We start from the raw sequence: 22083 nt of genomic DNA, 5'->3' as shown, positions 1-22083 counted from the left end.
TTCTTAGGGTGGATGGATCATCTGGTGGTGTGGATTCGGCAACAGCTGCCCATGGGGCGGTTCCCAAGGCCTGGCGCTGGCTGGGCTTCGACATCCAGGCCGTCGTGGAAACCCTGTTTGGCGCCGTCGTTGGCCTGATTGCCCTGTTCTCCTCCTATTGACCACATCAACGTCCCCCACCGCCGAATCGTCCTGCCCCAGCAATGGGGCGTCTGGCTCATCGCGCTCTCGCTTCCGCTCGTTCTTGTCGACGCTCAACTGGCGTCGCGATCCCGACGTCGAGATGAGGCTTGCCGAAGCCAGGAAGCAAGCCGAGCAGCTGAGGAAAGACAACGCAATTCTCGCCTGGATCGAATCCGAGCTCGACTTGATCGAGGCCGGCTTGCCTTCGAGCTCGACCCCAGCCCCAACAACCGACGCAAGCTCCAACGACTGCTGAACCTGCTCAACAGCCCGGAGTTGGCTGATCTCTACCGCCAGCCAGGCCTGTGATGCACCTGGCAGCAACCTGGATCTCGACACAGCGCTGATCATCCCACCGCGTTCATGGCAACGCCCCCAGCACCTGCCGCAGCACCTCCCGCAGGGCGACACGCCAGTGCAGGGGATCCAGCTCCAGCAGTTGCCGCGTGCCGCTGCAGTCCAGCAAGGAGTAGCTGGGGCGCGGTGCCGGCAGCGGATACTCGGCGGTCGTGATCGGCTTCACCGGCGCGGCCTGCTCCAGCAGCCCCAGCTCCAGCCCCAGGTCGCCCACCGCCACGGCCACGTCATACCAGCTGGCGGCACCGGCGTCGCTCCAGTGCAGCACCGGCGGCAGGGTCGCGCCAGCCTGGGTGGCGGCAAGCGACTCGGCACGCGTGATCAGCCGCCAGCAGGCCTCAGCCAGGGTGAGGGTGCTGGTGGGACAGCCCACCTGGTCGGCCACCACGCCGATCGGCGGGCCACCGGCACCCCGCTCGCGGTGCAGCCGCAGCAGCGTGCGCGCGAAGTTCTTCCCCACCGGACCCATCACCCAGCTGGTGCGCAGGATCACGCCCCGGACTCCACCACCGGCATCGGCACTCCCCCCCAGCACCTGCTCCACCGCCTCCTCGCCGGCCGCCTTGCTGGCGCCGTACACCCCCAGGGGCCGGCGCGGCTGCTCCGGCCGGTAGGGGCTGCCCTGGCGGCCGTCGAACACGAAGTCGGTGCTCACCTGCAGCAGCCGGCCGCCCGTCTCCGCCAGGGCTTCGGCGAAGGCCCGCGGCGCGCCGGCGTTCACCGCCCGGGCCAGCTCCGGTTCGCTCTCGGCCCGGTCCACCGCCGTGTAGGCGCCGGCGTTGAGCACCCAGTCGGGGCGGTGCTTCCGCACCGCCGCCCGGCAGGCGTCGGCATCGGCCAGATCCAGCGGCAGCAGTTCATTCCCGAGTGCAGTCCCGCCGCCCGTGCCGTCAGCCCCGCCATTCCGGCTGGTGGCGATCAGCTCCACCCCCTCCGGAACCCGCTGGCGCAGGGCCTGGCCGAGCTGGCCGGCGGCGCCGGTGAGCAGGACTCTCATCGCTGGTTCCCCCAGCGAAGCCTCGGTGATTTCACGGTTGTGACTGCCACCTGGCCACAGGGAAGCTGACGGGGTCTGGGCAGACCGGGATGAAGGTCGGGGAGGTCATCCGGCGGCTGGAACGCGAGGGCTGGTTTGTGGTGGGCACGCGAGGCAGTCATCGGCAGTTCAAGCATCCCCAGCGCCCAGGTCGCGTTACGGTTGCGGGGAAGCTCAGCGATGAGCTGGCACTCGGCACTCTGAAAAGCATCGCGAAACAATCTGGTCTGTCTCTGCCATGAGCCAATCCTTTGCCGTTGTGATCGAGCGGGCTGAGGGCAACTTTTCGGCCTATGTGCCGGATTTGCCTGGATGTGTGGCCACTGGAGAAAGCCAGGAGCAGGTGCTGGACCAGATCCGCGCCGCGATTGCGTTCCACCTCGAAGGCCTCGAAGACGATGCCCAACCGACGCCGGTGCAGCGCACCAGCGTGACCACCGTGACGGTGTAGACGAGCTCACGCGAACACCTCCCCGGCCGCCACCACCTCGGCGAAACTTGGCGCCTCGGCGTCCTTGGCGCTCAGCTGGGGGCCAATGGACTGGGCGGAGGTGCCGGCCAGGCGCTCCAGGGGCCAGGCGATCGCCAGCTGCGGGTCGTCCCAGCGCAGCGAGCGCTCGCAGTCGCGGCTCCAGAAGTCGGTGGTCTTGTAGAGCACCTCGGCGTGCTCGCTGAGGGTGAGGAAACCGTGGGCGAAGCCCGCCGGCACCCACAGCTGGGCCCGGTTCCCGGCGCTCAGCTCGGCCCCCACCCACTGGCCGAAGGTGGGCGAGGCGCGGCGGATGTCCACCGCCACATCGAAGATCGCGCCCAGCACGCAGCGCACCAGCTTGCCCTGGGGATGGGGCGGCAGCTGGTAGTGCAGGCCCCGCAGCACGCCCGCCGCCGAGCGCGAGTGGTTGTCCTGCACGAACTCGGTGGGGCCCGCGGCGGCGGCGAAGGCCCGCTGGTTCCAGCTCTCGTAGAAGAAGCCGCGCGCGTCGCCGAACACCTGCGGCGTGAGCAGCAGCGGCCCCTCCAGCTCCACCCCGGCCGCCGTCCTCAGCCGTTCAGCCTCCATGACCCACCTCCAGACTCGCCTGCAGGGCGCGGTGGTCGCTGCCGCACTCGTTCAGGCAGCGCAACAGGTAGTCGCCGTAGCCGCTCTTGCGCAGCGGCTCGGCCAGCCGCTCCAGCTGGACGCCGTCGATCCAGCCCATCCGCCAGGCCACCTCCTCCGGGCAGCCCACCTTCAGGCCCTGGCGGTGCTCCAGGGTGCGGATGTAACTGGCTGCCTCGTGCAGGGAGTCGCAGGTGCCGGTGTCGAGCCAGGCCATGCCCCGGCCCATCAGCTCCACCCGCAGCAGCCCCTCCTCCAGGTACTGGCGGTTGAGGTCGGTGATCTCCAGCTCCCCCCGCGCCGAGGGCCGCACCCGCCGCGCCCGCTCCACCACCGAGGCGTCATAGAAGTAGAGCCCCGTCACCGCATAGCGCGACTTGGGCCGGGCCGGTTTCTCCTCGATGCTCAGCACGCGGCCGTCGGCGGCGAACTCCACCACCCCGTAGCGCTCCGGGTCACGCACCGGATAGGCGAACACCGTGGCGGCGTCGCCGCAGCCGTTGCTGCCCTGCAGCTGGGGCACGAGGTCGTGGCCGTGGAAGAGGTTGTCGCCCAGCACCAGCGCCGCCGGCGCGCCGGCGAGAAACTCGGCGCCGATCAGGAACGCCTGGGCCAGCCCGTCCGGGCTGGGCTGCACCGCGTAGCGGATGGTCATCCCCCAGGCGCCGCCGTCACCCAGCAGCCGCTCGAAGGCCGGCTGGTCGTGGGGGGTGGTGATGATCAGCACCTCGCGGATGCCCGCCAGCATCAGCGTGCTCAGCGGGTAATAGATCATCGGCTTGTCATACACGGGCAGGAGCTGCTTGCTCACGCCCACCGTGATCGGGTGCAGCCGGGTGCCGCTGCCGCCGGCCAGGATGATTCCCCTGCGTTGCTGAGCCAAGGCGCCGGTGTGGCTGGGAGGATGCTGCCATGAGCCGCGTCTGATGGCCGCGATCCGACTCCTGCGTCACGCCCCCGGCGCCCCCGGCCTGCGCTGGCTCGGCCTCGGCCCCGGCCTGCGGCCCACCCGGGGGCTGTTGAAGCTGCAGCGGCTGTTCAACCACCACGCTTTCTGGGCCCGGCAGCGCAGTTACTCCCAGCTGCGCCGCCTGTTGGGCGGCAGCCCGGTGGTGGTGAGCCTGTGGCGGGGCAAGCGGCTGGTGGGCTTCGGGCGGGCCAGCACCGATGGTGAATGCCGCGCCGTGCTCTGGGATGTGGTGGTGGCCGGCGACCTCCAGGGCCGCGGCCTCGGCCGCCGGGTGGTGGAGGGCCTGCTCAGCCACCCGCGCGTGCGCCAGGTGGAGCGGGTGTATCTGATGACCACCAACAGCGCCGGCTTCTACGAACAGCTCGGCTTCCGCCGGGCGGACAGCCAGGTGCTGCTGGTCAGGCAGGCAGAGCGGCCATGAGCGAGCCCATCTCGATCGCCTGCAGGGCGTAGCTCCAGCCCAGGTTGCTCTTGATCCCGGCCCGCTCCAGGGCCTGCTGCATGGTGTCGGTGGTGAGCACCCCGAAGATCACCGGCACGCCGGTGGATCGGCTCACCGCCGCCACGCCCTTGCTCACCTCAGCCACCACCACATCGAAGTGGGGGGTGTCGCCGCGGATCACGGCCCCCAGGGTGATCACCACCTGGTACCGGCCGCTGGCCGCCAGCTTCTGGGCCACCAGCGGGATCTCGAAGCTGCCCGGCACCCATGCCAGATCCAGCTGGGTGCTGGCAGCGGAGGTGTCGATGCCGTGGCGGTGCAGGCAGTCGAGGCAGCCGCTCAGCAGCTTGCCGGTCACCAGATCGTTGAAACGGGCCACCACGATCGCCAGTCGCAGACCGGCCGCGCCGCTGAACGTTCCCTCGAATGTGGCCACGGGCACCCGCCACTGCCGTGGCGCTGATCGGATGGCCCGAGCCTAGAAGCCGCCCTCCGGGACCATCCCTCGGGGCTGCGCTTCAGACCACGAACAGGCTCATGCCCCAGTTCACCAGCACCAGGGCCAGCCAGGCGATGCCGCCCAGCAGGATCAGGCGGTTGGAACGGCCGCTGTCCTCGCTGCTGGCGTACAGCACCGGCACCGCCACGATCAGGGCGAACGACATCACCACCAGGGCCAGAACGGTGAGGGTGTTGAGGATCTGCATGGATCAGCGGGCAGGCCGGCCGGTCAGTTTCGGGATTCTCACACGTGGCTCCCGGCTCCCCGGCGCACCCCGGGACGTTCCTTCACAAGTTGTCGGGCAGCCGCCCCCGACCAGCCGTGGCCAGGTGGCGGTGGCGGTGGCGGTGGCGGTGGCGGTGGCGGTGGCGGTGGCGGTGGCGGTGGCGATGGCGATGGCGATGGCGATGGCGATGGACCGTGAGCGGAGAGGATCGAGTTCTGTACAGCCTGTACACAACTCGAAAACACCCGCACACCCCCTTCGCTCCCGGGAGCCCGCAGCGCTCAGCCGTGCACGCGACCAGACGCTCAGCCCGGCGCTCAGCCAGACGCTCGGCCAGGCTGCCGACTGCGCCTACGATCCCAGCCTGAGAGTCCTGTGAGCGCCCGTGGCCGCGGAAGCCGAGCAGCAGCTTTCGCTCGTGTCCGAAGCCGCCGTGCAGGGCAGCCTCTTCGGCGACATCCCCGGACCGGCGCGCCGCGCCGCCCCGCAAGCCGCGGCAAAACCAGCCGCCACCAGCGATGGCCTCGATGCCGAGGCCCTGGCGGCCGATGCCGCCGCCCGCCCCCGCCGGCGCCGCCAGGCCAGCCCTGCCGCCGCCGGCCCGTCCTCCCAGTCCGGTGCGCCGTCCGCAGCCTCCGGCGAAACCGCCGCCAACGGCCCCGGCAGCCCCGACTCCGACCTCCCCCCCTGGCACCACCACCGCCTGGTGGAGCCGGATCAGCTCACGCCGATGCTGCGCCACTACGTGGAGCTCAAACGGGCGCATCCCGAGCGGCTGCTGCTCTACCGGCTGGGGGATTTCTTCGAGTGCTTCTTCGAGGACGCGATCGCCGTCTCGCGCCTGCTGGAGCTCACCCTCACCGGCAAGGAGGGCGGCAAGGCGATCGGCCGGGTGCCCATGGCCGGCATCCCCCACCATGCCGCCGAGCGCTACTGCGGCGAGCTGGTGCGCCGCGGCCTCAGCGTGGCCCTCTGCGATCAGCTGGAAACCACCCCCGCCCGGGGCGAGCTGCTGCGCCGCGACATCACCCGCGTGCTCACCCCCGGCACGGTGCTGGAGGAGGGCATGCTCGCCGCCCGCCGCAACAACTGGCTCTGTGCCGTGGTGCTGGACGGCCCCGCCCAGGGCTCGGCGGCCCGCTGGGGTCTGGCCGTGGCCGACGTGAGCACCGGCGAGTTCCGGGTGAGCGAGCGCCGCGGCAGCGACGCCCTGCACCAGGAGCTGCTGCAGCTGGAGGCCGCCGAGGTGCTCTGGCCCGGCGGCGGCGCTGACGGCGCGCCCCATGACACCGCCGCGGCGCCGGCCTGGTGTCCCGCCGGCCTGCGGCTCACGCGGCTGCCCCGCACCCCCTTCGAGCTGCCGGAGGCCAGCGCCACCCTCAAGGAGCGCTTCGGCCTGGCCAGCCTCGATGGCCTCGGGCTGGGGGAGGTGCCCCTGGCCCTGCGCGCCGCCGGCGGCCTGGTGCACTACCTGGACGGTACCCAGAACGGCAGCCAGTACGGCAGCCAGAACAGCTCCGCAGGCGGCGGCAGCGGCGACCCGCCCCGGGTGCCCCTCGACCTGCCCACCACCTGGCACGCCGGCGACGCCCTGGTGCTCGACGCCGCCACCCGCCGCAACCTCGAACTCACCCGCACCCAGCTGGGCGGCAGCCTGCACGGCTCGCTGCTGTGGGCGATCGACCGCACCCACACGGCCATGGGCGGCCGCTGCCTGCGGCGCTGGCTGGAGGCGCCGCTGGTGGAACGCGCCGCCATCCTCGAGCGCCAGGGCAGTGTGAGCGAGCTGGTGGCGGCCCGTCCCCTGCGCCTGGCGGTGCGCCGGCTGCTGCGGCCGATGGGCGACCTGGAGCGTCTCGCCGGCCGGGCCGGCGCCGGCAGCGCTTCGGCCCGCGACCTGGTGGCCCTGGCCGACGGCCTCGAGCGCCTCCCCCAGCTGGCCGCCCTGCTGGCCGGCGCCACCAGCGCACCGCTGCAGGCCCTGGCCCGCCCCTGGCCGGAGCTCGAGGCGCTGGCCGCACACCTGCGCCACACCCTGGTGGAGAGTCCGCCCCTGGCCCTGAGCGAGGGCGGCCTGATCCACGACGGCGTCGACGCCCAGCTCGACGGCCTGCGCAACCAGCTCGACGACCAGGACGCCTGGCTGGCCGGCCAGGAGGCCGACGAGCGCCGGCTCAGCGGCATCAGCACCCTGCGGCTGCAGTACCACCGCACCTTCGGCTACTTCCTGGCGGTGAGCCGGGCCAAGGCCGGCGCCGTGCCTGAGCACTGGATCCGCCGCCAGACCCTGGCCAACGAGGAGCGCTTCGTCACCCCCGAGCTCAAGGCCCGCGAGGGCCGCATCCAGCAGCTGCGGGCCCGCGCCGCCCAGCGCGAATACGAGCTGTTCTGCGCCCTGCGCGGCCGCGTCGGCGAGCAGGCCGCGGCGATCCGCACGGCGGCCCGGCTGGTGGCCGAACTCGATGCCCTCGCCGGCCTGGCCGAGGTGGCCGCCACCGGCGGCTACTGCTGCCCGGAGATCACCGACCCCGGCGGCGCCGACGCCCGCGTGCTGCAGATCGAGGCCGGCCGCCACCCGGTGGTGGAGCAGCTGCTGGTGGAGGAGGGCTTCACCGCCAACGGCATCGCCCTGGGAAGCAGCAGTGACACCGGGGGGGCCCCCGACCTGCTGATCCTCACCGGCCCCAACGCCAGCGGCAAGAGCTGCTACCTGCGCCAGAACGGCCTGCTGCAGCTGCTGGCCCAGATGGGCAGCTGGATCCCGGCGGCGTCCGCCCGCCTCGGCATCGCCGACCGCATCTTCACCCGCGTCGGCGCCGGCGACGACCTGGCCGCCGGCCAGTCCACCTTCATGGTGGAGATGGCCGAGACGGCCAACATCCTTCACCACGCCACGGCCCGCTCCCTGGTGCTGCTCGACGAGATCGGCCGCGGCACCGCCACCTTCGACGGCCTCTCGATCGCCTGGGCGGTGGCCGAGCACCTGGCCACCGCCATCGGCGCCCGCTGCGTGTTCGCCACCCACTACCACGAGCTCAACGAACTGGCCGCCGTGCTGCCCAACGTCGCCAACGCCCGGGTGCTGGTGGAGGAGACCGGCCACGACCTGCGCTTCCTGCACCGCGTGGTGCCCGGCGGCGCCAGCCGCAGCTACGGCATCGAGGCAGCCCGCCTGGCCGGCGTGCCGGCGCCGGTGGTGCTGCGCGCCCGCCAGGTGCTGGGCCGCATCGAGGCCAACAGCCAGATCAGCCTCGGTCAGCCGGAGAAGGGGGACGGGGCGCTCGCCGCCTGAAGCCAGCCGGCCCGCAGCAGGGCGTTGCAGGCCGCGGCCACCAGACCGGCTCCGCCCTTGGAGCCCTCGAGCCGGATGTGGGCCAGGCCACTCGCCGCCAGGCGGCGCTTGCTCTGCTCCACCCCCACGAATCCCACCGGCATGCCGATCACCAGGGCCGGGGCCTCCACCGCGCCGGCCGCCACCCGCTCCAGCAGCACCTCCAGGGCGGTGGGGGCGCTGCCGATCAGCACCACCGGCGCGACGGCCGGCGTCCCGGCACCTCTGCCGCCGGCACCCAGCTCCGCGAGGGCCGCCGCCATGCCGGCCGCCGCGCGCGTGGAGCCCGCGGGCGCCTGCGCCGGGGCCCAGGCCAGGGCGCACGCCACCCGGTTGGCGAAGGTGCGCCCCGCCATCGGCGCCACCGCCGCCGCGGCCATGGCCGTGTCGGTGAGGATCGGCGCCCCGGCCCGCAGCGCCGCCACCCCGGCCGCGCAGGCCTGCGGGGTGAAGCCGAGATCGGCCGCGATCGCCGGATCGCCGCTGCTGTGCACGCAGCGCTCCAGCACATCGCGCTCCTGGCCATCCAGCCCCGCCAGCGTCCGCGCCAGGTGGGCATCGCCGCGGGCCTGATCCGCCAGCAGCTGCCGGATCAGAACGATGCTCTCGCTGAAGATCGGATGGTCGAACCGGTGGTCAGGCAGTGGGTCCAAGCGGAAAGGGGGGTGGCAGTGGCGTCGCCTGGCGGATCCGGGCAACCGACGCCCTGTTTCAGCACCAGTTTCGGCCCGGTTGCAGCTCAGGTTTCAGCCCGACCCTGTGACGACCGGATCGCGCTCCGGCCGAATCGCGTTGAAGCCGGATCCTGATTCTGTACAGCGTGTACAGAATTGGAACAGCCCGCACCACCCTCACCGCTGCGCCGATGACCGAGTCCCTGGGGGTGCAGGAGGCCAGGCGGCGCCTGCCCGAGCTGCTCAGCCGGGCCGAGGCCGGCGAGCAGCTGGTGATCAACCGTCACGGCCAGCCTGTGGCGGCCCTGGTCCCGCTCTACCAGCGGCAGGTGCCCCAGCGCCGGCGGCTGCTGGAGCTGCGCGGCAGTGGCCGCGGATACTGGCCGGATTCGGCAGCAGTCCCTTCGGCCTCCGGGAGCCCGTTTGACCCTCACCAGCTGGCCCATGGGGCCCTGATCGGCTTCGAGGCCTCGGCGCTGATCGCCTTTCTCAGCGGTGCAGCCGACAAGGGCGGGCTGCTCACCCAGCTGCTGGAGGGCATCGGCCGGGGAATCTGGCGCGGGCAGATCAGCAGCCTCTGCCTGATGCGGCTGCTGGAGGGGCCCCTCAGCCGGGGCCACGAGGGCCGGGCCCAGAGCTACCGCCAGGTGTTCGCCGACGGCCAGGCCTGGCAGGTGATGGCGGTGGATGGGGCCGTCGCCGAGGCCGCCGCCCGCCTGCGCCGGCCCCGTCTACGGGCGACCCAGCCATGGGCGACCCAGCCATCCGGAACCCAGCCATGCGGGGGCCACCTCAGCGCCGGGGCCGCCCTGGAACTGGCCGCGGCCATCCAGGCCGGAGCGGCGGTGCTGGTGAGCGACGATGCGGAGCTGCTGCACGGCCGGGCCCTGCTGCCCGCCCTCGACCTGCCCGTGGTGCCCAGCGTCTGATGCCCATCCACCTGCTCTGGGGCGACGACGAAGCGGCCCGCGGCCGGGCGGTGGAGGCCCTGATCGCTGAGCTGGTGGATCCGGCCTGGGCCGCCATCAACCTCAGCCGCCTGGACGGCAACGACCCCGACCAGGCGGCCCGGGCCCTGGAGGAGGCGCGCACGCCGCCCTTCGGGGCCGGCGCCCGGGTGGTGGCGCTGCAGCGCAGTCCCTTCTGCAACCAGTGCCCGGCGGAGCTGGCCGACCAGCTGGAGGCGGCGCTGGAGCTGATCCCCGAGAGCTGCCATCTGCTGCTGGTCAACCCGGCCAAGCCGGACGGCCGCCTGCGCACCACCAAGGCCCTGCAGAAGCTGGTCAAGGCGGGCCAGGCCAGCGAGCGCAGCTTCCCGCTGCCGGCGGTGTGGGACGAGGCCGGACAGGTGGACCTGGTGGCCCGCACCGCCCGCGAGCTGGGGCTGGCGCTGGAGCCGGCCGCCGCCGAGGCCCTGGCCGAGGCGATCGGCAGCGACAGCGCCCGCCTGGCCAGCGAGCTGGAGAAACTCAGCCTGTTCGCCGCCGCCGAGGCCGCCCCCCCGGCGGGCACAGCACCGGCGATCACCGCGGCGGCGGTGCAGGCCCTGGTGGGCGGCCACAGCACCACCGCCCTGGCGGTGGGGGATGCCCTGCTGGCGGGGCGGCCGGCCGAGGCCATCGCCCTGCTCGACGCACTGCTGGCGTCCGGGGAGCCGGCGCTGCGCATCGTCGCCACCCTCAGCGGCCAGATCCGCGGCTGGCTGTGGGTGGCCCTGCTCGATCGCCAGGGGGAGCAGGACGTGACTGCCATCGCCCAGGCCGCCGGCATCGGCAACCCCAAGCGCGTCTACGTGCTGCGCCGCCAGATCCGCGGCCGCCAGCCGGAGCGGTTCCTGGGACTGCTGGGCCAGCTGTTGGAGGTGGAGGTCCAGCTCAAGCGCGGCGCCGATCCCGGCGCCGCCTTCCGCGACGGCTTCCTGCTGGGCACCGCCGGCGCGGGGTGAGGGCAGATAATCGCTGCGATCGATGTGCAGACCGCGGGGGCGCGGTCCCGGTGCCATGGCCCTGCTGGTTCAGAAGTTCGGGGGCACCTCGGTGGCCGACGTGGAGCGCATCCAGGCGGTGGCCCGGCGCATCGCCCACTGCCGGGAAGAGGGCCACGAACTGGTGATCGTGGTGTCGGCCATGGGCCACACCACCGACGAGCTCACCGGCCTGGCGCGGGCGATCTGCAGCGACCCGCCCCAGCGCGAGATGGACATGCTCCTCTCCACCGGTGAGCAGGTGTCGATCGCGCTGCTGTCCATGGCCCTGCACGCCCTGGGGGTGCCGGCCGTGTCGATGACCGGCACCCAGGCGGGCATCGTCACCGAGTCGGCCCACGGCCGGGCCCGCATCCTGGAGATCCGCACCGAACGGCTGCGGCGCCTGCTCGACGACGGCCAGGTGGTGGTGGTGGCCGGCTTCCAGGGCACCAGCAGCGGCGCCGCCGGCACCCCGGAGATCACCACCCTGGGCCGCGGCGGCTCCGACACCTCGGCCGTGGCCCTGGCGGCGGCCCTCGGCGCCGAGGCCTGCGAGATCTACACCGATGTGCCCGGGGTGCTCACCACCGACCCGCGCAAGGTGGCCGATGCCCAGTTCCTGGAGACGGTGACCTGCGACGAGATGCTGGAGCTGGCCAGCCTCGGGGCCGCCGTGCTGCATCCGCGGGCGGTGGAGATCGCCCGCAACTACGGCGTGCCCCTGGTGGTGCGCTCCAGCTGGAGCGAGGCCCCGGGCACCCGGCTCACCAGCGGCGCGCCCCAGGCGATCGGCAGCGGCGGCCTGGAGCTGGGCAAGCCCGTGGACGGCGCCCAGCTCGAGACCCACCAGGCCGTGGTGGCCCTCTCCCACGTGCCCGACCGGCCCGGAGTGGCCGCCCAGCTGTTCGAGGCGCTGGGCGCCGCCGGCCTGAACGTGGACCTGATCGTGCAGGCCACCCACGAGGGCAGCGGCCGCGGCGGGGACGGCTACACCAACGACATCGCCTTCACCCTGCCGGAAACGGACCTCGACCAGGCCCTGCTGGTGAGCCGGGAGGTGCTGATCGGCATGGGCGCCGAGCCGGTGGAGCAGCTGGCGGATGGCGTCGACGGCGGGGCCTGCCTGCGGGGGGAGGGCGGCCTGGCCAAGCTGAGCATCTCCGGCGCCGGCATCATGGGCCGTCCGGGGGTGGCCGCCCGCCTGTTCGACACCCTGGCCCGCTGCGGCATCAACGTGCGCCTGATCGCCACCAGCGAGGTGAAGGTGAGCTGCCTGGTGGCCGGCGAGCAGGGCCAGCGGGCCCTGCGGGCCGCCGCCGAGGCCTTCGAGCTGCACGAGAGCCAGCTGCAGCACAACCCCGAGCTCTGCCGGCTGGAGGCCCCGCCGGTGCGCGGCGTGGCCCTGGACCGCGACCAGGCCCAGGTGGCCGTGCGCCGGGTGCCCGATCGTCCCGGCACCGCCGCCGCCGTCTGCCGCGCCCTGGCCGATGCGGGCATCAGCCTCGATGCGATCGTGCAGTCGGAGCGCACCCACGGCGAGGGAAGCCAGCTCAGCCGCGACATCAGCTTCACCCTCAAGCGTGACGAGCGCACCCGGGCCGAGCGGGCCCTGGCACCGGTGCTGCGCCAGTGGCCGGGCTCGCGCTTCGAGGAGGGTCCGGCCATCGCCCGCGTCAGCGCCGTCGGCGCCGGCATGCCCTGCACCCCGGGCACGGCGGCGCGCATGTTCCGCTGCCTGGCGGAAGCGGGGATCAACATCGAGATGATCGCCACCAGCGAGATCCGCACCAGCTGCGTGCTGGCCGAAGGCGACGGCGTGCGCGCCCTGCAGGCGGTGCACGCCGCCTTCGCGCTGGGTGGCGCCATCACCCACAGGGCCGAAGGCACGGAAGCCCCGGTCTGAACCCGGTCGCTCAGGTCTTGGCGCTCAGGCCTGGTCCTGGTCGCTCAGGCCCTGCCCACCAGCTTCTGGCGCAACCCCTTGATGCGGTCGCGCAGGTTGGCGGCCTCCTCGAACTCCAGATTCTTGGCGGCGGCCTTCATCTTGTCTTCGAGCTGCTGGATCAGCTCGGGCAGGGAATCGAGGGGCACCGCGTTGTGCTCAGCCTGCTCGGTGGCCTGCTCCAGCTGCTCGTCGTTGAGCCGGCGCGACACCTCCAGGAAGGCGAGGATCGAATTGCCGGCCCGCTTGCCCGCCGGGGTGGGGGTGATGCCGTGCTTCTCGTTGTAGGTCTGCTGGATGGCCCGGCGGCGTTCGGTTTCGGAAATCGCCTTGGCCATCGAATCGGTGAGGTTGTCGGCATAGAGCAGGGCCACCCCCTCCACGTGGCGGGCGGCCCGCCCGATGGTCTGGATCAGGGAGCGCTCCGCCCGCAGGAAGCCCTCCTTGTCGGCATCGAGGATCGCCACCAGCGACACCTCCGGTAGATCCAGGCCCTCCCGCAGCAGGTTCACGCCCACCAGCACGTCGTATTCGCCGTTCCTGAGGTCCTGGATGATCTCGATGCGCTCGATCGAGTGGATCTCCGAGTGCAGGTAGCGCACCCGCACGCCGTTCTCGGCCAGGTAGTCGGTGAGGTCTTCGGCCATGCGCTTGGTGAGGGTGGTCACCAGCACCCGCTCCTGCTTCTCGGCCCGCACCCGGATCTCCCCCAGCAGGTCGTCCACCTGGCCGTCGGTGGGGCGCACCTCCACCACCGGATCGAGCACGCCGGTGGGGCGGATCACCTGCTCCACCACCTGTCCCTTGCTCTCGGCCAGCTCCCAGGTCCCCGGGGTGGCGCTCACGAAGATCGTCTGGCGTGCCTTCTGCCAGAACTCTTCCCCCTTGAGCGGCCGGTTGTCGGCGGCGCTGGGCAGGCGGAAGCCGTGCTCGATCAGCACCTGCTTGCGCGATTGGTCGCCGTTGTACATCGCCTGCAGCTGCGAGCACGTGACGTGGCTCTCATCCACCACCAGCAGCCAGTCGTCGGGGAAGTAGTCGATCAGGCACTCGGGCGGCGTGCCCGCCTCGCGGCCAGCCAGGTGGCGGGCGTAGTTCTCCACGCCGTTGCAGTAGCCCACCTGCTCCAGCATCTCCAGGTCGTAGGTGGTGCGCTGCTCCAGCCGCTGGGCCTCCAGCAGCCGGCCCTGGGCGTTGAGCACATCCAGCCGCTCGCGCAGCTCGAGCCGGATCGCCTTGATCGCCTCCTGCAGCCGCTCCTTGGGTGTGACGAAGTGCTTGGCCGGGTAGATGTTGATGGTGTCGAGGCTCTGCAGGATCTCGCCGGTGGTGGGATCCACGTAGCGGATCGCCTCCACCTCGTCGCCGAACAGCTCGATCCGCACCAGCCGGTCCTCATAGGCCGGGCCGATCTCCAGCACGTCGCCGCGCACCCGGAAGCGGCCGCGGGAGATCTCCACGTCGTTGCGGGAATACTGATTGTTCACCAGCTCCCGCAGGGAGCCCCGCAGGTTGAGCGTCTCGCCCACCTGGAACTTCACGGCGGCCTTGAGGTATTCGCTGGGAATCCCCAGGCCGTAGATGCAGCTGATCGAGGCCACCACGATCACATCGCGCCGCTCAAACAGCGACCGGGTGGCCGAGTGGCGCAGCATGTCGATCTCCTCATTGATCGACGCCGTCTTGGCGATGTAGGTGTCGGAGACGGGCACGTACGCCTCCGGCTGGTAGTAGTCGTAGTAGGAGATGAAATATTCGACGGCGTTGTTGGGGAAGAACTCCCTCAGCTCGTTGCAGAGCTGGGCCGCCAGCGTCTTGTTGTGGGCCAGCACCAGCGTGGGCCGGCCGGTGCGGGCGATCACATTGGCGATCGTGAACGTCTTGCCGGTACCCGTGGCCCCCAGCAGGGTCTGGTAGCGCTCGCCGCCCTCGACACCCGCCACCAGCCCGTCGATCGCCTCGGGCTGGTCGCCCTTGGGCTCATAGGGGGCGTGGAGCTGAAAGGGACTGGCCATAGGGCCATTGTCGGCCAGTCCGGCCAGCGGCCGCGAGCCGCACGGCCCCGGGACTCAGCCCACCAGCGATCCGGCCATCAGCGCCGAGGCGCGGGTGAAGTCCACGTCCAGCCCCAGCAGGCGCAGGAGCACCGTGGAGAGCACGGCATACACCACGGCACCCAGGGCGGCGCTGAGCAGGCCCCGCCGCAGCCGGAAGCCCTGAATCAGCCAGGCCGCCAGGCCGAACAGGATCACGGTGATCAGCCAGTTGTAGAGCCAGCTGATCGGCGTGATGATTCCGCCGAGGCTGGTGATCGCCCAGGGCACAGCCATCAGGGCTCTGAGGGGCCAGAGCAGCAGGGTGCCCAGCAGGCCGATCACCACGGCAGCCAGCAGGGCGATGGGGAAGCTGTCCAGCTCCACGCCGAGGGGAAGCCAGGCCACGATCAGCAGCACAATCGCGCGAATCGGCCACTGCAGCAGCCAGACGAGAGAACCCATGACCTCAATAGGGGGCAGGCGCAGTCAAGCTAGGCACAGTTGCCGCACCCGCAACCCCACGGCGGGGCGTCGTTACAGAGGCCTGTCGTTACGGACGCGACGGGACCGAGACGAGCTCACCGAGCGCCTCACGCAGGCCGCGCACCACGGCCACCATGGCAAGCTCGTCGGTCAGCCGGTTGATGGCCGAGCCCACGCCCACGCCGGCGGCGCCGGCGGCGATCGCCATCGGCACGGTGACGGCCGAGAGACCGGAAGCGCAGAGCACCGGAGCCGGAACCGCAGCGGCGGCCAGGGCCCGGCTGATGCCGTGGGCGGCGGCCAGGGTGGGGGCGGCCTTCTCGATCAGGCCGAGGCTGCCGGCGCTGAAGGGGCGGGCGCTGGTACCGCCCTCGGTCTGGATCAGGTCGGCGCCGGCGGCCACCAGATCGATGGCCAGCTGCTCCTGCTGATCCAGGGGCAGCACGTGGGGCACGGTGACGCTCAGCACCACCTCGGGCAGCAGCGAGCGGGTGCGGCGGGTGAGCTCCAGCACCTCGGCGGCGTCGAAGATGCGGCCCAGGGGGTAGAAGGCGTCGTAGTTGCCGATCTCCACCAGGGCAGCGCCGGCCTCCACGGCGGCGGGGAACAGCTCGGGATCCACGGCGCTGACGCAGATCGGCAGGCCGCTCACCCGGGCAGCCAGCCGCACCAGCTCCGGATCACAGGCCACGTCGATCAGGTCGGCGCCACCGCGGCCGGCGGCGCGGCTGATGCGCTCGACTGCAGCGGCGTCGTGGTTGGTGAGGCCGGCGATCACCTTCAGCAGGCGGCCCTGGGCGAGGGCGGAGCGCAGCGGGGCAGGCAGGCGATCGAGACGCGACATGCCGGGGGAAGCACAGTGGATGGGATTCTCCCACCCCAAGCCAACGGCCTCCTGGAGCGGCGACCACCACCGCCTGCACCGCCTGCTGCAGCGCCATCCGCAGCTGCTGCCGGCCGGCGCGCCGCTGCTGCTGGCGGTGTCCGGCGGGCAGGACTCCATGGCCCTGCTGGGGCTGCTGCTGGATCTGCGCGCGCGGCACGGCTGGCGGCTCAGCCTCTGGCACGGCGATCACCGCTGGCGGCCGGAGTCGGCGGAGCAGGCTGCGGCGCTGAGCCGCTGGGCCGCAGACCGCGACCTGCCGATCCTGGTGGAGGGCTGGCAGCGCAGCGCGGAGGAGGTCCCCAGCGAGGCCGCGGCGCGGCGCTGGCGCTACGACCGGCTGGCCCGGCGGGCCCGGGAGCTGGGCTGCACCCGGGTGGTCACCGGCCACACCGCCACCGACCGGGCCGAGACGCTGCTGCTCAACCTGGCGCGGGGCAGTCACCGCCGGGGTCTGGGCAGCCTGCGCCGCCGGCGCACGCTCGAGCCGCCGGTCGAGCTGGTGCGGCCGCTGCTGGACTTCGACCGCGCTGACACGGCGCGCCTCTGCCGCAGCCTGGCGCTGCCGGTGTGGAGCGACGCCAGCAACAGCGATCCGCGCTTCAGCCGCAACCGCCTGCGGCTGGAGGTGGGGCCGGTGCTGAACAGCCTGCACCCCGGTGCGGACCGCCGCATCGCCAGGGCTGCGGAACAGCTGGCAGAGGCGGAGGATGCCGCGGCCGAGCTGCTGCGGCTGGCCCTGGAGCCCCTGCAGGCGCCGGCCCCGCCGGGGGCCGTCGGCGCCGGCCTGCGGCGCGGACGCCTGGCCGGCCTGGGGCGCGGCAATCAGAGCCAGCTGCTGCAGAGCTGGCTCGAGCAGGCCAGTGGCCGGCGCTGGCCGGCCCGCAGCCTCGAGGCCGTGCTCGATCGCCTGCCTCCCGAGCGCGGCCCCGGAGGGGCCGATCTGGGCCACGGCTGGCACCTGCACTGGCAGGGCACCACACTGTGGCTGTGCCGTGACCGCGACCCCTCAGCCCCATGAGCCTCAGTCCCGAGATCCTGCAACAGCGCTACGCCACGATCGAACGGCTCTACAGCGAGCGCGAGTGGCCCCAGGTGGAGGCCCTCGGCGAGGCGCTGCTGAGGGACCTGCCGGCCGATCCGGCCGACCCGGTGCGGCTGCGGGTGGAGCTGCTGCTCGGGCACACCCGGCTCTATGGGATGGGAGCGGTGGGCGATGCCCGCACCCACTACCAGACCGTGCTGGAGAACTGCAGCGAGGTGACCCTGCGCGACATCGCCGAGCAGGGCCTGCAGCAGTGCCTGCAGGTGGAGCAGGGCAACAATCCGGACATGGCCGGAGCCGCCCCCGGCCAGCCCAGCACCGCGGCCATGCCCTGGATGGAGGAGCTGGCGGTGGAGGTGGTGGAGGAACCGGAACAGCTCGATGTGGCCCAGGCCGACCCGGGCCGCCGGCAGGAACTGGAGCTGCAGGAGGTGGGCTCCCTGGGTGCCGCCGGGCGGACGCCACGGGCGGTGGACCCGCTGGCCTTTGATCCCACCCGCCTCAGCGCCCGGGAGATGGAGGAACTCAGCCGGGGGCTGTTGCGGGTGAGCCTGACCTGAACCGCGAGCTCCCTCAGCCCGCCGCCGCCGCTGAACGGCGGCGGCGGGTGCGGCCGCTGAACTCCCGTTCCGGCACGGCGGCGGCGGGCGCGCTGGAGCCGTTGCTGCCGCTGGCACCGTTGCTGCCGTTGCCGCCGTTGGCGGTGGCGCCCACGGTGGCCAGCTGGCGCTGCTGGCGGGGCGCCGCCTCGGTGCGCGCACCAACCGGACGGTCGCTGCGCGCCGGGCGGGCCCCATCACGGCCGCCGCGTCCACGGGGTGCCGGGCGGTTGTCCGGCTCGACGTCGGCACGGCCCTTGTAGACCGGGGTTCCGGCGGGGGCGGGCTGCACCAGGCAGAGGATCAGCGGTTCGACCTGGAGTTCGCGCCGCAGCCGGCGCTGCAGGCCGAGTTCCACCTCGCGCTGCACGCCCACCCAGTCCACGTCGGGGGCCTGGCCGCCGGTGTTGCGGCACAGCTGCTTCCAGCGGTTCTCCAGCACCCAGGTGATCTCCCGCTCGGCCCAGAGGCTGAGCTTGCGGGCATCGGCGCTGGTGACCACACCGCGCAGGTTCACCCGCGGTGGAGCCACCATGGCGCCGTCGGTGCTGATCGCCGCCAGCAGGGTGATCACACCGTCCTCAGCCAGCTGCTGACGCTCCTTCAGCACGCGGGCATCGACGATGCCGTTGCGGGAGGCGTCCAGCAGCTCGATGCCGGCCTTCACCGGTTCGCCCCGGCGGATCGACTCCGGGGTGAGCTCCACCACGTCACCGTTGTCGATGATCAGGATGTTGTCGGCCGGCACCCCCATCGACTGGGCCGTGCGGCTGTGGCACACGAGCATGCGGTGCTCGCCGTGCACCGGCACGAAGAACTTCGGCCTGGTGAGGGCCAGCATCAGTTTCTGGTCCTCCTGGAAGCCGTGGCCGGACACGTGGATGCCCTCGCCCTTGCCGTAGACCACCTTGGCGCCCAGCATCATCAGCCGGTCGATGGTGTTCACCACCGAGATGGTGTTGCCGGGGATCGGGCTGGCGGAGAAGATGATCGTGTCGGTGCTCTTCACCTGCACCTGGGGATGTTCACCGCGGGAGATGCGGCTCAGCGCCGCCAGCGGTTCGCCCTGGCTGCCGGTCATCAGCAGCAGCGTCTCCCGGTCGGGCAGATCGCGGATCTGCTTGATCGGCACGAACAGATCGTCGGGGGCGCGCATGTAACCGAGCTCGCGTGCCTTGGCGATCACGTTCAGCATCGAGCGGCCCAGCAGGCCCACCTTGCGGCCGTTCTTGAGCGCCAGCTCCAGGATCATCGCCACCCGGTGAATCGAGCTGGCGAAGGTGGTGATGATCACCCGGCCCTCTGCCTGGGCGATGTGGTGATCCAGCATGGGGAACACCGAGCGCTCGGGCGGGCAGTGGCCCGGCACCTCGGCATTGGTGGAGTCGCTGAACAGACACAGCACCCCCTGCTCGCCGTAGTGGGCCAGGCGGGCCATGTCGAAGTGCTCGCCGTCCACCGGCGTGTGGTCGAACTTGAAGTCGCCGGTGAAGATCACCGTGCCCACCGGCGTGGTGATGGCCAGCGAGAAGCTGTCGGCCATCGAGTGGGTGTTGCGGATGAACTCCACCGAGAAGTGCTGGCCCACCTTCACCACATCGCGGGGAGCCACGGTCTTGAGGATGGTGCGGTCCATCACGCCCGCCTCCTCCATCTTGCCGGTGAGCAGGGCCAGGGCCAGGCGCGGCCCGTGGATCACGGGGATGTTGAAGTTCTTGAGATGGTGGGCAATGCCACCGATGTGATCTTCGTGACCGTGGGTCACGATCATGCCGCGGATGCGTTTCTGGTTCTCCTTCAGATAGCTCGTGTCGGGCATCACCACGTTGACGCCGTGCATGCCGTCACTGGGGAAGGCCAGGCCGGCGTCCACCAGCATCAGGTCGTCGCCGTACTCGAAGACGCAGGTGTTCTTGCCGATCTCATGCAGGCCGCCGAGGGGAATCACCCGCAGAGCGGGCTGTCTGGAACCGTTGCTGCTGCCGTTGGAACTGGACATGTGGGACTTCAGGAAAAGAGGGGAATGAATGAACGTGAACGGAGACGATCGGGGGGAAACCCGGAAGACGGCACCAGGGCGTTGGCGTTGCCCTCGGCTCAACAGCCTTGGCGTCAGGTCGGACGCAGGGCGGCCAGGGTTTCGGAGAGGCGTTGTCTCACGGCGTCGTCAGCGGGAAGGAGGGGAAGTCTTGGGGCACCCACGGGCCAGCCGCTGAGCTCCAGGGCGGCTTTCACGGGGATGGGGTTGGTGGTGCAGAACAGCGCCCGGCAGAGCGGCAGCAGCTGGTCGTGGAGCTGCAGGGCCGTGGCCTGATCGCCGGCGCAGAAGGCCCGCACCATGGCGCTGATGCGCTCGCCCACCAGGTGACTGGCCACGCTCACCACGCCCACGGCCCCCACGGCGAGCATCGGCAGCGTCAGCGCGTCGTCGCCGGAGTAGATGGCCAGGCGGTCACCGCAGACGGCGCGCAGGGCGCTCACTTCATCGCTGGTGCCGCTGGCCGCCTTGAAGCTCACCACGTTGGGCAGATCCAGCAGCCGCGCCACCGTGTCGGGCGCCAGGCTGGCGCCCGTGCGGCCGGGGATGTTGTAGAGCATCAGGGGCAATTCGGGAGCCGCCCCGGCAACCGCCCGGAAATGGGCCTCCAGACCGTCCTGTGGCGGCTTGTTGTAGTAGGGCACCACCACCAGGGCACCATCGGCGCCGAGGGCCGCGGCCTCGCGGGTGGCCTCGACCGCCTCGGCGGTGCAGTTGCTGCCGCTGCCGGCCAGCAGGCTGGCCCGGCCGCCCACGGCCTCACGCACGGCGGCGAACAGCTGGTGCTGCTCATCCCAGCTGAGGGTGGGCGACTCGCCGGTGGTGCCGCAGATCACCAGCCCATCGGAACCGGTGCTCACCAGATGGTCGGCAAGACGGGCGGCCAGATCCAGATCCACCGCACCGTCACCCCGGAACGGAGTGACCATGGCGGTGAGCACGCGGCCGAAGGGAGCGGCGCTCACCCGTCACCTCCTCCGGCTCCGTCCCCGCGCTGCAGCAGCTCGGCGATCTGCACGGCATTGAGGGCCGCCCCCTTGCGGATCTGGTCGCCGCAGAGCCAGAGCTCCAGGGCGTTGGGGTCGCTGAGATCCTGGCGGATCCGGCCCACGGCCACCGGATCCCGGCCCGTGACGTCGGTGGGCATGGGGAAGCGGTTGTCCTCGAAATTCTCCAGCAGTTCCAGGCCGGGAGCCTGGCCCAGCAGTTCGCGGGCCTCGTCGAGCGGGAAGGGTTCGTGGAACTCGATGTTCACGGCCTCGGAATGGGCCCGCAGCACGGGCACCCGCACGCAGGTGGCCGTCAGACGCAGATCGGGGGCGTCCATGATCTTGCGCGTCTCGTTGAGCATCTTCAACTCCTCCTCGCAGTAGCCGTTGGGCTGCAGGGGCGAGTTGTGCAGGAACAGGTTGAAGGCCAGCGAGTGGGGCAGCACCGCGCTGCGCGCCTCACCGCCGTCGAGCACGGTGCGGCTCAGCTGGCGCAGCTCCTCCATGGCGCGGGCGCCGGCGCCGCTGGCGCTCTGGTAGGTGCTCACCACCACGCGCCGGATCGGTCGCCGGTGGTGGAGGGGCGCCAGGGCCAGGGTGAGCAGGATCGTGGTGCAGTTGGGGTTGGCGATGATTCCCCGATGGCCGAAGGCCGCCTGAGGGTTCACCTCCGGCACCACCAGCGGCACGGCCGGATCCATCCGGAAGGCGCTGGAGTTGTCGATCACCACCGCACCGGCCACCACCGCCACCGGGGCCCACTGCCGGGAGGCGGCACCACCGGCGGAGGCCAGCACCAGATCCACGCCCTCGAAGGCCTCGGCGCTCACCTCGGCGATCGTGAGGTCCCGGTCCTGCCAGCGCAGGCTGTGGCCGGCCGAGCGGGCCGAAGCCAGGGGGCGCAGCTCGGCCACCGGGAAGCGACGCTCGTCCAGCAGCTGCAGCAGCTCCTGACCCACGGCGCCGGTGGCGCCGAGGATGGCCACCCGCAGGGGACGGCGGGGAAGAGCGCTGGGAGCTGGAGCAGGGGCGGTCCGGGCGGTGATCAAGGGAGCGGAAGGGTGGGGATGGCAGCTGGGCCTGGGAGGTGAGCGCGAAGGTGGCCGGTGCGGATCTGCTGGTGCGGATTGCCTGGGCCGAAACGGATTGCCTGGGCCGAAAGGAAAAAGCTGTGAGGAGAGGCGCGACGACCGGTGGCGCTGGGATCCGTCCGTGGTGCGGGTCCGTTAGTGGGGGTGGATGCTGTGGTGGACAGCTGGGGTGGTGGACAGCTGGGGCCTGT

At 71.9% G+C, this 22083-nt stretch carries 24 protein-coding genes; 12 read left to right on the top strand and 12 right to left on the bottom strand.

The window, feature by feature from the left end; genetic code table 11:
- Positions 1–29 precede the first annotated feature (29 nt).
- Both KBY90_RS04790 and KBY90_RS04785 read left to right on the top strand, forming a co-directional pair.
- Positions 30–161, top strand: a complete 132-nt coding sequence (locus KBY90_RS04790) for a hypothetical protein (protein WP_254967328.1) — start codon at positions 30–32, stop codon at positions 159–161.
- Positions 162–244: 83 nt separating this feature from the next.
- On the top strand, positions 245–439 hold the full coding sequence (locus tag KBY90_RS04785) for a hypothetical protein (RefSeq protein ID WP_254967327.1): 195 nt from the start codon (positions 245–247) through the stop codon (positions 437–439).
- Between the two features lie 105 nt (positions 440–544).
- Here KBY90_RS04785 and rfbD read toward each other — a convergent pair whose 3' ends face one another.
- Positions 545–1537 (bottom strand): dTDP-4-dehydrorhamnose reductase, encoded by a 993-nt coding sequence (gene rfbD, locus KBY90_RS04780; protein ID WP_254967326.1) that lies wholly within the window; start codon positions 1535–1537, stop codon positions 545–547.
- A gap of 89 nt (positions 1538–1626) precedes the next feature.
- Between rfbD and KBY90_RS04775 the strand changes: the two genes are divergently transcribed.
- Entirely contained in the window at positions 1627–1818 is a 192-nt protein-coding gene (locus KBY90_RS04775) for a type II toxin-antitoxin system HicA family toxin (protein ID WP_254967325.1), read from the top strand.
- Positions 1815–2027 carry a type II toxin-antitoxin system HicB family antitoxin gene (locus KBY90_RS04770; RefSeq protein WP_254967324.1) on the top strand — a complete coding sequence of 71 codons (213 nt, stop codon included), beginning with the start codon at positions 1815–1817 and terminating at the stop codon, positions 2025–2027. Before KBY90_RS04775 ends, KBY90_RS04770 begins: the two co-directional genes overlap by 4 nt.
- A gap of 6 nt (positions 2028–2033) precedes the next feature.
- On the opposite strand, the gene rfbC is transcribed toward KBY90_RS04770, so the two are convergent.
- On the bottom strand, positions 2034–2636 hold the full coding sequence (gene rfbC, locus KBY90_RS04765; RefSeq protein WP_254967323.1) for a dTDP-4-dehydrorhamnose 3,5-epimerase: 603 nt from the start codon (positions 2634–2636) through the stop codon (positions 2034–2036).
- Positions 2626–3558, bottom strand: a complete 933-nt coding sequence (gene rfbA, locus KBY90_RS04760) for a glucose-1-phosphate thymidylyltransferase RfbA (protein WP_254967322.1) — start codon at positions 3556–3558, stop codon at positions 2626–2628. The genes rfbC and rfbA overlap by 11 nt, the downstream gene beginning before the upstream one ends.
- A 43-nt stretch (positions 3559–3601) precedes the next feature.
- Between rfbA and KBY90_RS04755 the strand changes: the two genes are divergently transcribed.
- Positions 3602–4066 (top strand): GNAT family N-acetyltransferase, encoded by a 465-nt coding sequence (locus KBY90_RS04755; RefSeq protein WP_254967321.1) that lies wholly within the window; start codon positions 3602–3604, stop codon positions 4064–4066.
- On the opposite strand, the gene ribH is transcribed toward KBY90_RS04755, so the two are convergent.
- On the bottom strand, positions 4044–4523 hold the full coding sequence (gene ribH / locus KBY90_RS04750; protein ID WP_254967378.1) for a 6,7-dimethyl-8-ribityllumazine synthase: 480 nt from the start codon (positions 4521–4523) through the stop codon (positions 4044–4046). The two genes, KBY90_RS04755 and ribH, sit on opposite strands and share 23 nt — an antisense overlap.
- Positions 4524–4605: 82 nt before the next feature.
- Positions 4606–4794 (bottom strand): photosystem II reaction center protein PsbZ, encoded by a 189-nt coding sequence (psbZ, locus tag KBY90_RS04745; RefSeq protein ID WP_254967320.1) that lies wholly within the window; start codon positions 4792–4794, stop codon positions 4606–4608.
- A 124-nt stretch (positions 4795–4918) separates the two neighbouring features.
- Between psbZ and KBY90_RS04740 the strand changes: the two genes are divergently transcribed.
- Both KBY90_RS04740 and mutS read left to right on the top strand, forming a co-directional pair.
- Positions 4919–5194, top strand: coding sequence for a hypothetical protein (locus KBY90_RS04740; protein WP_254967319.1), 276 nt, complete (start codon positions 4919–4921; stop codon positions 5192–5194).
- Positions 5195–5200: 6 nt separating this feature from the next.
- Entirely contained in the window at positions 5201–8107 is a 2907-nt protein-coding gene (gene mutS, locus KBY90_RS04735) for a DNA mismatch repair protein MutS (protein ID WP_254967318.1), read from the top strand.
- Here mutS and KBY90_RS04730 read toward each other — a convergent pair.
- Complete coding sequence (locus KBY90_RS04730) at positions 8071–8799, bottom strand: precorrin-8X methylmutase (protein ID WP_254967317.1); 729 nt, start codon at positions 8797–8799, stop codon at positions 8071–8073. The genes mutS and KBY90_RS04730 overlap by 37 nt on opposite strands.
- A 212-nt stretch (positions 8800–9011) precedes the next feature.
- Here KBY90_RS04730 and KBY90_RS04725 point away from each other — a divergent pair, with 212 nt between their 5' ends.
- Genes KBY90_RS04725 through KBY90_RS04715 form a run of 3 tightly spaced genes read left to right on the top strand, consistent with a single transcriptional unit; the run spans position 9012 to position 12689 of the window.
- A complete protein-coding gene (locus KBY90_RS04725) occupies positions 9012–9749 on the top strand; it encodes a type II toxin-antitoxin system Phd/YefM family antitoxin (RefSeq protein ID WP_254967316.1) in 738 nt (245 codons plus the stop codon).
- The gene (gene holA, locus KBY90_RS04720; protein ID WP_254967315.1) at positions 9749–10765 is read left to right on the top strand and encodes a DNA polymerase III subunit delta; all 1017 of its coding nucleotides are present in this window, start codon (positions 9749–9751) and stop codon (positions 10763–10765) included. The genes KBY90_RS04725 and holA overlap by 1 nt, the downstream gene beginning before the upstream one ends.
- 55 nt (positions 10766–10820) lie before the next feature.
- A complete protein-coding gene (locus tag KBY90_RS04715; RefSeq protein ID WP_254967314.1) occupies positions 10821–12689 on the top strand; it encodes an aspartate kinase in 1869 nt (622 codons plus the stop codon).
- Positions 12690–12733: 44 nt separating this feature from the next.
- Here the strand turns inward: KBY90_RS04715 and uvrB are convergent, their stop codons facing one another.
- From uvrB to KBY90_RS04700, 3 genes are all read right to left on the bottom strand, one after another.
- Complete coding sequence (gene uvrB / locus KBY90_RS04710; protein WP_254967313.1) at positions 12734–14743, bottom strand: excinuclease ABC subunit UvrB; 2010 nt, start codon at positions 14741–14743, stop codon at positions 12734–12736.
- A 54-nt stretch (positions 14744–14797) separates the two neighbouring features.
- Positions 14798–15226 (bottom strand): phage holin family protein, encoded by a 429-nt coding sequence (locus KBY90_RS04705; RefSeq protein WP_254967312.1) that lies wholly within the window; start codon positions 15224–15226, stop codon positions 14798–14800.
- Positions 15227–15314: 88 nt separating this feature from the next.
- Positions 15315–16091, bottom strand: a complete 777-nt coding sequence (locus KBY90_RS04700) for a DUF561 domain-containing protein (RefSeq protein ID WP_254967311.1) — start codon at positions 16089–16091, stop codon at positions 15315–15317.
- Positions 16092–16110: 19 nt separating this feature from the next.
- Between KBY90_RS04700 and tilS the strand changes: the two genes are divergently transcribed.
- On the top strand, positions 16111–17151 hold the full coding sequence (gene tilS, locus KBY90_RS04695) for a tRNA lysidine(34) synthetase TilS (protein WP_254967310.1): 1041 nt from the start codon (positions 16111–16113) through the stop codon (positions 17149–17151).
- On the top strand, positions 17148–17735 hold the full coding sequence (locus tag KBY90_RS04690; RefSeq protein WP_254967309.1) for a hypothetical protein: 588 nt from the start codon (positions 17148–17150) through the stop codon (positions 17733–17735). Before tilS ends, KBY90_RS04690 begins: the two co-directional genes overlap by 4 nt.
- Before the next feature lie 13 nt (positions 17736–17748).
- Here the strand turns inward: KBY90_RS04690 and KBY90_RS04685 are convergent, their stop codons facing one another.
- The 3 genes from KBY90_RS04685 to KBY90_RS04675 form a co-directional block, all read right to left on the bottom strand.
- Positions 17749–19773 (bottom strand): ribonuclease J, encoded by a 2025-nt coding sequence (locus KBY90_RS04685; RefSeq protein ID WP_254967308.1) that lies wholly within the window; start codon positions 19771–19773, stop codon positions 17749–17751.
- A 113-nt stretch (positions 19774–19886) separates the two neighbouring features.
- Positions 19887–20777 (bottom strand): 4-hydroxy-tetrahydrodipicolinate synthase, encoded by an 891-nt coding sequence (gene dapA, locus KBY90_RS04680; RefSeq protein WP_254967307.1) that lies wholly within the window; start codon positions 20775–20777, stop codon positions 19887–19889.
- On the bottom strand, positions 20774–21850 hold the full coding sequence (locus tag KBY90_RS04675; RefSeq protein WP_261353065.1) for an aspartate-semialdehyde dehydrogenase: 1077 nt from the start codon (positions 21848–21850) through the stop codon (positions 20774–20776). Before KBY90_RS04675 ends, dapA begins: the two co-directional genes overlap by 4 nt.
- Between the last annotated feature and the right edge of the window lie 233 nt (positions 21851–22083).

The organism is Cyanobium sp. CH-040, assembly GCF_024346135.1.
Taxonomy (GTDB): Bacteria; Cyanobacteriota; Cyanobacteriia; order PCC-6307; family Cyanobiaceae; genus NIES-981.
This window is presented reverse-complemented; position numbering and strand designations above follow the sequence as displayed.